Below are 12,677 nucleotides of genomic sequence, written 5' to 3'. Positions count from 1 at the left end.
CCTTATGGCGACAGACTCGCATAAAATCCCGCTTATCGTGGCGACTCCCGGCCGGCTGGCTGCCTGGCCGGGCGGGACGAAACGGGAATCTCTGCTCCTTGATGCGACGACGCAGGGACTGGACGGATCGGGTGACGGATGGCTTGTGACGGTTCGGGCTGAGTCGGGCGGATCGGGCTTTCGGGCCGAGGGGATGGCGGACGGTTTTCAGGGTTCCGGTTTTCGGGGGTCAGGTCTTTCAGGACGCGGGCCTGCGCCTGCCGGGCTGTCACACGGGCGGTCATGTCCCTGCTGTGTGTGGCGCGAGCCGCTGACATCGCAGTTGCTGGCGTTGTTTCAGGCGCGGGCGCGGGGAGAGTGTGCTTTTTTCCGTCGTGTTGCGGTTGCTGTTTTTTCTGACGGAATGGCGCGGGTTTCCGCGTTGCTCGAAGCGGATGCCATTACGGGCGGCCTGTTCAATATTCAGGCCGCAGAGTAACGAAAAATCATTCTTCTTCATATAAGACGCTGGTGGAGTTGTGAAACGCAGCTGACATCCGGGCTTGAAGACTGGCGCAATTGTCGCAAGAAACGCAATAACGTCACGATGAATTCAGAGGCAGCGACCTCGTGGTTTGTGTGGTAGAGGCCTTTCAGCGTTTTGCCCCCGGGGTGAGACGCGGGCATGTTTTGTAGAGGACGATCTGTGGATCCAGCCGATCACGCGCCTGGCGCTTCCGGCCCGAACGGGCCTTCCCGTGAGACATCGGGGGGAAGTGTCACCGGCTCATCACCAGGCCAGACGGAACGCCCCTCTCCGGTTATGATCCGGCTGCGGGCTGTCATTGCAGTAGCTCATTTTCATGGCCTTGAACTCGACATTCGCGATTTTGCGGCGGAACCGGGAGAGACTGTTCCTTCACCTGCCACGCTGACGCGCTGGCTCAACGATCAGGGCGCGGTCGCGAAGGCGATGCGCATCAAGTGGCGTTATCTCGTCAGGATGAGCAATTCGCCGCCGATCGTGCTGATGTTCCGTGACGGTTCGGCGGCGCTCATGGTCAACGCCGATGCTGAACGGGGTGTCGTGTGGCTGCGCGATCCTCTGTCTGATGAGGGGCAGCCACCTGTTCCCGTCGATGAGATGCGGCTGTCGCAGGTCTGGACCGGCGACATCCTTCTGGTGAAGCGCCGTCGGGATCAGAGCGAGGCGGATGCTCCGATCAATGTGTCCTGGCTTGCCAAGATGGTGCTGCGCGAGAAGAAATCTCTGCGCGACATCGCCATCTCCTCGATGACTCTCAGTATCCTGCAGATTTTCCCGCCGCTGATCGTCATGCAGGTGATCGATCGCGTGGTGAACAACCGTTCCATGGCGACGCTTGTCTCCATTGTGGCGATTGTTCTGGTCCTGTCTTTTTATGAAATTCTGCTGACGTACGGACGCCGGGAACTCACGCTTATCCTGACGACGCGCATCGACACACGCATTTCGCTGCATCTTTTCAGCCGTCTTCTGGCGCTTCCGCTTGAATATTTCGAGCGCCAGCAGACCGGTGACGTCATTGGACGGGTGATGGCGATTTATAAGGTGCGTGACTTCATGACCGGCCGGCTCATGTCGACATTTCTCGACCTGTTCACGCTGGTGGTTATTCTGCCGTTCCTTTTCTATCTCAGTTCCACCCTTGCGTGGATGACGGTTGCGGCATCCGGTGTGATCGGTCTGATCATCGTGGTCTTCATGGGGCCGATGGGGCGCATTTACGGCAAGCTGGTGCGGGCTGACATGGAGCGCTCGTCGGTCATGTATGAAACGGTGGCCGGCATCCGGACGATCAAGACGCTGGCGCTTGAGCCTGCGCGCAAGCAGGAATGGGATGTGCGGACGGCGGATGTTGTCCGGTGGAAACTGGCTGTCGGGCGCATGTCGAACTGGCCGATGACGCTGACTATGCCGCTTGAGATGTTCATTAACCGCGGCATTATTCTTGTGGGTGCTTATCTCGTGCTGACCAATGCGAGCAGCGTGGGTGTTGGCGCGCTGGTTGCTTTCATGATGCTTGGCAGCCGTGTTGCGTCGCCGCTGACCAATCTTGCCAAGCTGCTTGATGACATGAACGAGGTGACGACGTCTCTGGGTGAGGCCGGTTCCGTGCTGAACCAGCCCACTGAGACGAAGGCGCTGACGACGGGCATGCGTCCGCGTATCAAGGGCGCGCTGTCGTTCATTGATGTGAATTTTTCTTATCCGGGGAGCACCACCAAGGCGCTCAACGATGTCTGTTTCGAAATTCCCGCCGGCACGATGCTTGGTCTGGTGGGCCGTTCGGGGTCTGGTAAATCGACTGTCACGCGTCTGCTTCAGGGTGTCAGCCGGTCTTACACGGGATATCTGAAGCTGGATGGCGTTGATCTTCGTGAGATCAATCTGACGCATCTTCGCCGGTCTTTTGGCGTGGTGCTTCAGGACAACTTCCTGTTTCGCGGCACGATCCGTGACAACATTACCGCTGGCCGGCCGGGTCTGACGATTGATGATGTCGTAAGGGCCGCGCGTCTGGCGGGTGCGGAAGAGTTTATCGAGCGGATGCCTGCCGGGTATGAGACGTGGATTGAAGAGGGTTCGACGAACATCTCGGGTGGCCAGAGGCAACGTCTTGCGATTGCCCGTGCGGTGATTTCCGATCCCAAACTGATGATTCTGGACGAAGCGACATCGGCTCTTGATCCGGAGAGTGAAGCGCTGGTCAATGCGAACCTTGAACGCATCGGCAAGGGTCGCACGATGGTCATCGTGTCTCATCGCCTGTCCTCTCTGGTGAACTGCGACCAGATTCTGGTGATGGAACGCGGGGAAGTCGCGGATATTGGTCCGCATGAAGTGCTGCTTGAACGCTGCTCTATCTATCGTACACTGTGGATGCAGCAGAACCGGCACACGAGCAGCCGGAGCGCCCGGAATGATGAGGCCGCACCGCTGATCGCTGAGGGAGACTGACCATGACCGCACAGGATGTTGTGCCGGCCGACGGCGGCGAAAACGATGAGACTCAGAAGCCCAGGGACTTTCTGCCCCAGGCGGGTGATCCTTTTGCGCCGGGTGATCTGCCGCCTGCGCTGCTTGAATTTCATTCTCCCAGCGCCGCGCTCGTCAACCTGCCGCCGACGCCGGCGGCTCAGTATATTGTCTGGCTGATCGGGGCTCTGACCACGGCGAGTGTTGTCGTGATGGCTGTGTTTCCGCTGGACCGGGTTGTGTCCACGCCTGGCAAAATTGTCTCGACCCAGCAGACGCTCGTTGTGCAGCCGCTTGAGACGTCGCTGATCCGGAGCATCGACGTTCACGAAGGTGATTTTGTTCATAAAGGGCAGGTGCTCGCGCATCTCGATCCGACGATCAACGATGCCGACATCAGCAACATGCTGACTCTCTCGCAGAGCTACGGCGCGGAAGTCGACCGCCTGATGGCGGAAGCGCAGGGCCGGGATTATACGCCGGACGAGACCGATCCGGCCTCGGTTCAGCAGGCGGCGACATTTTTGCGCCGCAAGGCGGAATTTGACGCAAAAATCAGCGGTTATCAGGAGCAGATCGGGGCGCAGACCAGTGACCTGCAGGGATATGAGGCGAACGCCGCCATGTATGCCGCGCGCGCCAAGGTCGCGAAGGATGTCCATAACATGCGGATGCGTTTGCAGGCCGATCAGGTTGGCAGCCGTCTGTCGACCCTGGGTGCGCAGAACGATCTGATGGAAGTGGAGCGCTCTGAGATATCTGCCCAGCAGCAGGCGGCATCCAGCCGGAGCAAGCTGCGGGCGCTGGCGGCTGAGCGTCAGGGGTATATCGAGACCTGGAAAGCGCAGATTTATCACGATCTCAGTGAAGCGCAGCGCCGGCAGTCCGAGGCTCAGAGCAGTTATCAGAAGGCAAAGCTCCGCAAGAGCATGACCATGCTCAAAACGGGCGAGGACGCGATTGTGCTGACGATTGCCAAGCTGTCGACAGGCTCTGTCATCACGACGGGCAGCGAGCTGATGACGCTTGTCCCGGTTGGCAGCGGGCTTGAGGTTGAGGCGAGCCTTCGGGGCGCGGATGCCGGCTTTGTCAGACTTGGCGATAAGGCCCTGCTGAAATTCGCGACGTTCCCTTATTCTCAGTATGGCGGCGCGGAAGCGACTGTTCGCGAAATCAGCGCGGATTCGTTTGGCGCCCAGGGGAAGCCCTCATCGGCGGCGGGCGCGCCGGCCGGGCAATCTCCGGAACAGACCAGTCCGACGGGAGACGGCACGTTCTATCGCGTCAGGCTGCGGGTTGACCGGTATACCCTGCATGGCGTGCCACCTTTCTTCCATCCGCAACCGGGTATGCCTGTGACTGCGGATATTCAGGTGGGCAAGCGGACGATCATGCAGTTCATGCTGAACAGCATCATGCCTCTTGTCACCGACGGCATGAGGGAGCCGTAAAAGGAAACACTGCGTCCAGACCTGATCGGACGCGCTGACTATCAGGCTGGCTGGCTGTGCATGGTCCAGCTTACCGTCCACAGGCGTTATCCTGTGACTGGCCAGGGAGGATCATCTTGGGTCTGTTTTCACGTCTGATCGCACGCCGGTCACCGCAGGCAAGACTGGAACACGGTCTTCGCCTGCTTAAAGACGAAGATTTTACTGAGGCGTTCGCGGAAATCAGCGCGGCGGCTCAGAGCGGACTGCCGGAGGCGCAGTTCCGGCTTGGTCGCCTTTACCTTGATGGGACGGGTGTTCCGCGGGATCTTGTCGAAGGGGCGCGGTGGACACGCCGGGCGGCGCAGGCTGGCTGGAATGAAGCCCGTTTCGTGCTGGCCACGCTTTACCTGGTCGGGCTTCCGGCTGCCGCCGAGAGTGATGATTTCGTGCTGTCCGATGTGGCGCAGAATGTCACCGGCGAAGCGAATTATCAGAAGGCGGCGCACTGGGCCTGCTCGCCGCTCAGAATAGCTCCGCGGATGCTCAGGCCCTGTATGGGTATGTTCTCAGTGTCGGGCCTGATGACGTCAGAAACCCCGAGGAAGCGCTTGTCTGGTACGAACGGGCGGCGGAGGCTGGCTGCGCGCAGGGCCATCTCGGTCTGGGCCTGGCGGCGCTCAATTCAGCGACTACCGGGGAAGAACAGGCCCGCGCGATCCATCATCTGCGGATTGCGGCGGAGGGAAATGTCGGGTCCGCCCTTTATCTGATGGGCATCATTTATGAGCGCGGCGCCGGGGTTCCTCAGGATATCGCGCTTGCGACGACGTATTATGGCAAGGCTGCTGAACACAATATTCGCTCTGGCCAGGCACGGTATGGTCTGGCGCTGGTTGAGGGGCGCGGCATCGGGCGTGACCCGGTTCGTGGCGAGACCTGGCTGCGCAAGGCGGCTCTTGCCGGCGACTTTGAGGCTGCCGCGCTGCTTGGTGATATCCACGCCCGCACCGACGATATGGTGCCGAACTATCTTGAGTCCGCCAACTGGTACCGGCTTGCCGCCGAGGGTGGTCGTGCCGGGGCCGCGCGGGCGCTGGGTATGCTTTATCTGACCGGGTCGGGTGTTGAACGTAATGCCGAACAGGCGGCGCACTGGTTCAGGGTCGCATCGGAGCATGGCGATGCGGCGGGCACGGCGGATCTGGCGAATCTCATCCTGCTGAAGGGCGGCCTGGAAACAGACCGTCTTGCGATGAGGGAACAGTATGAAAAAGCGGCCCGCAGCGGGGATCTGGTTGCCGCGTTCAACTTTGGTGTCTGTCTGGCCGAAGGGGTAGGGGCGGAACGGGACGAGGAGCAGGCGGCGATCTGGATGCGCAAGGCGGCGGAAGGCGTCGTCAATGCGCAGTACTGGTATGGTCGCATGCTTCTTGAGGGACGTGTTGGCGCGGACCGTGACGAAGAAGGCCGGGACTGGATTCGCAAGGCGGCGGAAGCGGGAATGGTGGACGCCGAACTGCTCTACGGACAGCTTCTGCTCTCGGGTCGCGGTGGCCTGCGCAATCATACGGAAGCGGCCCGGATGTTTGAGCAGGCAGCGGCGCGGGGCAATGTTCCTGCCATGTTCGCGCTTGGTGCCATGCTGGGTGGTGGCCACGACATTCCTGAGAATCGCGAGCGTGCTTCTGAATGGTTTGGTCGGGCTGCGAGTCATGGCCATGCGGCGGCGCAGCTGATGATGGGGCGCTACCTTACGCGGGGTCTTGCCGGGCACACCGATATCGAAGCCGGACGCCGGTGGTATCAGAAAGCAGAAGCACAGGGCATCGCTCAGGCCAGCGTCGAACTCTCTCAGCTAAGTCGCAACAGTGCCTCCGCCGGTGAGAACGAACAGGAGAAGAGTGCGGAGTCTGTCGTGACGTCTCCTGAGCGTGTCATTGGCTAGAGGACGGCCGGACAAGCCGACCCGGAGGCGGAACGGATCGGCAGGAGCCGCGAAAGCTGCGTCCCCGGAAGACGCTGCACGGGCACTGATGCCGGAAACCGGAAATCCGGACGCGGAGCCGGCATCGCGCAGGCACGGGGCGCCGCGACCTGCCGGGCTGATAACATCCGCAGACCGTGCCAACTGGAAGCGCTGGGCTGATGAGCAGGCTCAGGACTCCTTTCATCAGGGCCAGCAGAGCTGGAAACAGGGTGATCAGGCGGGCGCTCTTCGCTGGCTGGAACGGGCGCATCGGATGGCGCCTGACAGCCCCAATGCCGCTTTGCTCCTTGCGGTGGTGCGGCAGGCGAACGGGTTTCGTGACGAGGCGATAGCCCTGCTTGAAACCCTGGCGCGGCGCTACGATTTCCGGCAGGGATGGGTGCTTCTGACGGCGGCTCTTCTCAGTGCGGGGCGTGCTGGCGAGGCCGTGAACACCCTTTCGGAAGCGTTGTCACGCCATGCCTGTGACGACGATCTTGCGTGCCTTGCCGATCGGGTGACGGTCGCTGCCGGCCTTCCGGGCTGGTGCGGGATTGATGATCGGGGCGCTGTCCGCCTGGGAGGAGAAGAGCTTGCGAGGCTGTCTCCCGCGCCGGCCCGACGTCGCGGGGCTTCGGGAGCAGACCGGAAGTTGCCCGACAGTCTTTCGCTTGAGATTGATGGTGTGGTCTGTGAGACCGGTGTGTTTGCTGACGGGTTTTTGTGGCCTTTTGGCACAGAGACCGGCTCGCCATGGGTCGGCTCTGACATCGTTGCTGTTTTTTCTGATGGCAGGCCGCTTCCGGGCTCACCATTGCGGCCTGCCATCGCCATGCGGACCGAGGGTGTGGTTCAGTCGGGTCCGGACGGGCTGACCGGCTGGGTCTGGCATCCGAACAATCCGGAGCGACCGCCTGTGATCCGGGTTGTGTGCGTGACGACCGGCGAGGATCTGTTTTCCCGGACCGCGGATGAATTTTCCCGGGATGTGAGCTCTGACATACCGGTTGCGCGGTTTCGCGCCATTTCGATTCCATGGTCAGAGCTTCCTGATGGTCCGGTTCATGTGCTGAATGAGGCGGGAGATGATCTTGCGGGCAGTCCGCTTGATCCGGGTCTTGAACGTCGCGCTGCTTTGTGGGCTGCGAAACAGGCTTGTTTCGCAAGCATGCGGAGCGAGCCGTCCTCTGACCTGCCGCCGCCGTTTCTGCCGGTTCCGGTTACGACCGCGCCCTGTTCCGGGCCGGTTGTTTCAGCACATTTCGCTGGCGGAACGCGCCCCGGCATCATGGTGATTGTTCCGGTTTTTCGGGATGTTCGCCGGACGCAATCCTGTCTTGAGAGCCTGCTTGCGACGCTGCCTGCGGAAGACGCTGATTCTTTCGCGGATGTGCGCATTTTCATTGTCGATGATGCTTCTCCGGACGCGGACATGCCTGCGATGCTGGAGACGGTAGCGCAGGATGCCCGTGTGACGGTGCATCGCAATCCGCGCAATCTGGGCTTTTCAGCCTCCGTTAATGTCGGTCTGCGGGCAGCGTTTGCGAAACCGGCGCGGAGCCGGCGCCTGAAAGGTGGTGGGGGATGCGATGTGATCCTGCTCAACAGCGACACGCTGGTTGCCGAAGGATGGCTTGAGGAATTGCAGGCCGTCGCCTGGTCGGATGCTGCGATCGGCACGGTTACGCCGCTTTCCAATGACGCGACGATTATGTCGTATCCGGATCTTGCCGGAAACGATGTGCCGACTATGGCACAGACAAAGAGAACAATGCGGCTGGCACGGACGGCGAATGGCGGCACGGCGACTGATGTTCCGACCGCGCATGGATTCTGCATGTATATCCGGCAGGACTGTCTGGCGCAGACCGGGGTGTTGCGCGCGGATCTGTTCGCGCAGGGATATGGGGAGGAGAACGATTTTTCTCTTCGCGCGCGCTGTCTCGGATGGCGCAATGTTGCAGCGCCGGGCGCGTATGTCGCACATGTCGGGTCTGTTTCTTTTGGCGCCACGCGGGATGCTTTGCTGACGCGGAATCTTGCTCTGCTGAACCGGCTGCACCCTGGCTATGACGGGCTTATTGGCGCGTATGTGGCTGCGGACCCGCTGTTTGAGGCGCGCCGGCGGATTGATCTCCTGCGGTGGCGGCGGGGATGGACGACTGAAATGCCATCGGAACGGAGCGGATCCGACCGTAAAAATCCTGGCAGGACAAAGGTTTATCCGAAACACTCCGTTATTCTCGTTACCCATGACTACGGCGGCGGGGTCGAGCGCGTCGTCATGGAACGCGCACGCGGGCTTCGGGACAGCGGCATCCGGCCTGTTTTTATCCGGCCTGTCGAAGGAGGGTGCCGGATTGACGGGTGGAGACGTCCTGAGCGGAACAAATCGGGATCACGGGATACGAAACTGCCTGATTCCGCCAGCGGATTCTATCCGAACCTGCGATTCCGGCTTCCTGACGAATGGCCGATGCTGTTGCGGCTTCTGACGGCTGATCCTGTTCTGCACATTGAGTGGCATCATGCGAGCGGGCATCATATGGCGATGCGCGAACTCGCTCAGGCCATTGGCGTGCCTTATGATGTTTATGTGCATGATTACATCTGGTTCTGTCCGCGTATTTCTCTCATGGGCATTGCCGGACGTTACTGCGGCGAACCGGATGTGGCGGGATGTGAAGAGTGTGTGACAACTCTGGGGCGGAACGTCGACGATGACCTGCCCGTCGCGGACTATATTCTGCGTTCCGCCAGAGAACTGAAATCCGCCCGTTCTGTTGTGACGCCCTCCGGGGATGCGGCGAAACGCATGGAGCGCCATTTTCCCGGTCTGACGTTTCGGGTGGAACAACCGGAAGATGACTGTCCGGATCAGGATCTGACGCATTTCGGCTATGGCGCGACCGGGGCGGAACCGGTCTGTGTCAGGCCGGTTATGGCACCGTGTCATGACCGGGTTCGGATCTGCGTGATCGGCGCGATTGGCAAGGAAAAGGGATATGATGTTCTGCTTGCCGCGGCGCGGAATGCACGGGAGAAGGCATTGTCTCTGGACTATATTGTTGTCGGGCATACACCTGATGACCAGGCGCTGATGGAAACCGGGCATGTTTATGTGACCGGCGCGTATAAAGAGGAGGAAGCGGTCGCTCTCATCCGCGCGCAGCACGCTGATTACGGGCTTATTCCATCGGTCTGGCCTGAAACATGGTGTCTCGCGCTGGGTGTGGCCTGGCGTGCCGGACTCAGGGTTGCCGCGTTTGATATTGGCGCTGTGGCAGATCGGATACGTGCAACGGAAAGGGGGACTATTCTGCCGCTCGGTATATCGGCGGCCCGACTTAACGTGATATTGATCTCCCTGTGCCAGCGTCCGGGAATGACGCCGGCCCGGTAAATGCCGACCGAATGGGAGATTGACCCCCGACAGTCTCCGGCTCCGGCCGGGGCTGCCGGATTAACCTGACTTTTTATTATATAACCTACGGAACAAGCTTTATGTCCCAGAGTGGCCAGACTCCGAATCAGAACCGTGTAACCGATCTCAAGGTGTCCGGTCACCTGATGACATTAGACCAGGGTTTATTCTGCGTATTTCACGCCCCTTCACAGGAAGCACCGAGCCCGAACGGGCTTCCGGGTGTGCGCATCACTCTGCCGCCTGTCCTCAATGACAGTGTAACGATCTCGACGTTTGATCAGACCGGCTGGCTTGGCGGCGCGAATAACGCGGCTCTGATTCGTGTCTCGCACGGGTCGGCTCAGGTGCTTGTCACTGTTTATCAGGAACTGAATTCACAGCATGAAGCGCCACGCCTTCAGGTTGTGCGTCTGAGCGATGCCGTGTCACCCGGGACGGCGGCAGCCACGCATGCGACACAGCTTCCTGTGGCGGCGGCTCCCGGCGTGCAGGCGACAGCGGCCACGGGAACCAGTCAGAAGCCGGCGGAAGTGGCTGCTCACATTCAGCGGCGTGGCGATGTCGGGGCACGACTTGGCGAGTGGATGGGGCAGCCGGGCAGCAGGGCCTGGATCGAAGGGTTCGGGATTTCTCCGGATACGCTGATCGGCCCTGAGGACATCGAATACCAGGCTGTTCTGGGCAAGGGCTGGCTTTCTCCCTGGGCTGAAGGGGGACAGTATTGCGGAAGCCGTGGCATGGCTCTCCCTATTCTTGGTCTGCGGGTTCGTCTGAAAGGCGATGCAGCGAAGAAGTATAATTGTGAAATCGAAGCGACGTTCACCGACGGCACGGAAACTGGTCCTGTCGATGATTCCGGGACGGCTGAATCTGAAAGTCTTGCTCCGCTGGAAGCTTTCCGGATCACCATCACGCCGGCTGGTCGGAAGCGTGCCGTGAAGCAGGCTGCTGACGATCTTCCTGAAGAGGAGCTTGAGGAAGATCTGGCACTTCTCGAAGTGACTGAGGAAGCTGAAGAGTTTGAGGACATCGTTGCGGCGCCGGTGAAACGCTCACGTGCGCCGAAGCGTCCTGAAAAAGTCTCTCATGCTCCGAAAAGCAGCAAGCCTGCCGGCAAAACGTCTCCGGCTCTGTCACGGGCTCTGCCTGTCATGAAAAAGAGCACGCCCGCGAAGCCGGCTGTTCCTGCGAAATCTTCCGCAACTTCAGCGAAGCCTGGCAAGGCGACCACGGCACGCAAAGGCACACGTCGCTGATATTCCATTCCGGTGGAACAGACTGCGCTGTTCCACCGGTCTGACTTTTTTATTCTCTGCTGTTCAGTTCCATAATCACTGTCTGGCAATAAAACAGACGGTTACTGACCGCCATGAGCAGGAAATGCCGTGGCGGGCTTCATCCTGAAATCGGATTACGATTTTGAAATTCCTTTTTGTACACCAGAATTTCCCCGGTCAGTTTCTTCATATTGTGCGACATCTTGCAAAATCGGGGAGCCATGACGTCGTCTTCATCAGTGAAGGCAATGAAAATGCGATCCCTGGTGTCAGACGCGTTATTTATCGTATGCCTCCCCGGCCGTCCGAGACTATTCACCCTGGCGCCCGTGAGTTCGATCTCGGGCTGACACGCGCTGACGCGGTTGCGAAAGCTGCGATGACGTTGCGGAATCTTGGTTTTGTTCCAGACATCATCATCGGTCATCACGGGTGGGGAGAGCTTCTCAATCTGGAAGATGTCTTTCCGGGTGCGCCTCTGCTTGGATATTTCGAGTTTTTCTACCACACAGATAAATACGATGTCGGGTTTGACCCGGAGTTTCCCGTTGTTCCGGAGATGCTTCCGAAGATCCGGGCCAAGAACGCGATCAATCTTCAGGCGCTGAATAATCCCGGCTGGGGTCAGACGCCGACATTGTTCCAGCGCAATACTTACCCGGAATGGGCACAGTCCCGGATCACTGTGCTGCGCGAAGGAGTTGATCTCGATCTCTGCGCACCCGATCCGAAAGCGTCAAAGCGGACATTGAAGATCAAGGATGTCACGATCTCGCCGAAAGACAGGCTGGTCACCTATGTCTCCCGCGATCTGGAGCCTTATCGTGGTTTCCATGTTCTGATGCGTGCCCTCCCCCGTATTCAGAAGGAGTGCCCGCAGGTCCGGGTGGTCATGGTGGGGGGAGACGGTGTCAGTTACGGGTCACGTCTGGTGAATGGCACCTGGCGCGAGCGCATGTTGTCTGAACTTCAGGGGCAGCTTGATCTGAGCCGGATTCATTTTGTCGGCAAGGTTTCTTACGATGATTTCCGGGCGCTTCTGAAACGATCTGACGCGCATGTTTATCTGACCTATCCTTTTGTAGCGTCCTGGTCTCTGCGTGAGGCCATGGCGATGGCGTGTCCGATTGTTGGCAGCAACACAGCGCCGGTCCGCGAATTTATCGACGATCATCGCACGGGTTTGCTGACTCCGTTTACGAAGCCGGAAAGAATTGCTGAAAGCGTTCTGGAGCTTCTGGATGACCGTCGTCTTGCAGGGCGGCTGGGAGAGGCTGCGCGGGCGGATGCCGAGGCGACCCTGTGTCTGGGCGATTATCTGTCCCGCTATGAAGATCTGATTGAGCAGCTGACCGGACAATCACCGTCATGTGTCGAGGCGCCGAAATCGAGGACGCGCCGGGTGAGCCGGCCTGTTGCGGAGGCGGAGAAGAAAAAAAAGACCGCTAAAATGGGTGCTGCGCGGAAGAAAGCCTGACGGATGGAGCGAGGCGGGACGCGCTGCCCCGGTTCCCGACAAAAGCTCTGTTAGCGTTACACCAGAGGTTGTGAAGACTGACCTGTCGATGAGAGCATC

Annotated in this window: 6 protein-coding genes and 1 pseudogene; all 7 read left to right on the top strand. The window is 59.9% G+C overall.

Annotated elements, in window-relative coordinates; genetic code table 11:
- Nucleotides 1–4: 4 nt before the first annotated feature.
- Complete coding sequence (locus GOB85_RS05630; RefSeq protein WP_173576661.1) at nucleotides 5–478, top strand: hypothetical protein; 474 nt, start codon at nucleotides 5–7, stop codon at nucleotides 476–478.
- 324 nt (nucleotides 479–802) lie between these two features.
- On the top strand, nucleotides 803–2,980 hold the full coding sequence (locus GOB85_RS05625; RefSeq protein WP_173576679.1) for a peptidase domain-containing ABC transporter: 2,178 nt from the start codon (nucleotides 803–805) through the stop codon (nucleotides 2,978–2,980).
- A gap of 2 nt (nucleotides 2,981–2,982) precedes the next feature.
- A complete protein-coding gene (locus GOB85_RS05620; RefSeq protein WP_173576662.1) occupies nucleotides 2,983–4,449 on the top strand; it encodes an HlyD family type I secretion periplasmic adaptor subunit in 1,467 nt (488 codons plus the stop codon).
- A 110-nt stretch (nucleotides 4,450–4,559) separates the two neighbouring features.
- Nucleotides 4,560–6,376 (top strand): annotated as a pseudogene (locus GOB85_RS19765) (SEL1-like repeat protein).
- A complete protein-coding gene (locus GOB85_RS05610; protein ID WP_242011312.1) occupies nucleotides 6,369–9,800 on the top strand; it encodes a glycosyltransferase in 3,432 nt (1,143 codons plus the stop codon). The pseudogene GOB85_RS19765 and the gene GOB85_RS05610 overlap by 8 nt, the downstream one beginning before the upstream one ends.
- Nucleotides 9,801–10,045: 245 nt before the next feature.
- Nucleotides 10,046–11,080 carry a hypothetical protein gene (locus GOB85_RS05605; RefSeq protein ID WP_338422445.1) on the top strand — a complete coding sequence of 345 codons (1,035 nt, stop codon included), beginning with the start codon at nucleotides 10,046–10,048 and terminating at the stop codon, nucleotides 11,078–11,080.
- Nucleotides 11,081–11,243: 163 nt separating this feature from the next.
- A complete protein-coding gene (locus GOB85_RS05600; protein ID WP_173576664.1) occupies nucleotides 11,244–12,578 on the top strand; it encodes a glycosyltransferase family 4 protein in 1,335 nt (444 codons plus the stop codon).
- The last annotated feature ends 99 nt before the right edge of the window (nucleotides 12,579–12,677 follow it).

The organism is Acetobacter fallax, from assembly GCF_011516735.1.
Classification (GTDB): domain Bacteria; phylum Pseudomonadota; class Alphaproteobacteria; order Acetobacterales; family Acetobacteraceae; genus Acetobacter; species Acetobacter fallax.
Note: the sequence above shows the minus strand (reverse complement) of the source record. Positions and strands in the feature narration are given on the sequence as shown.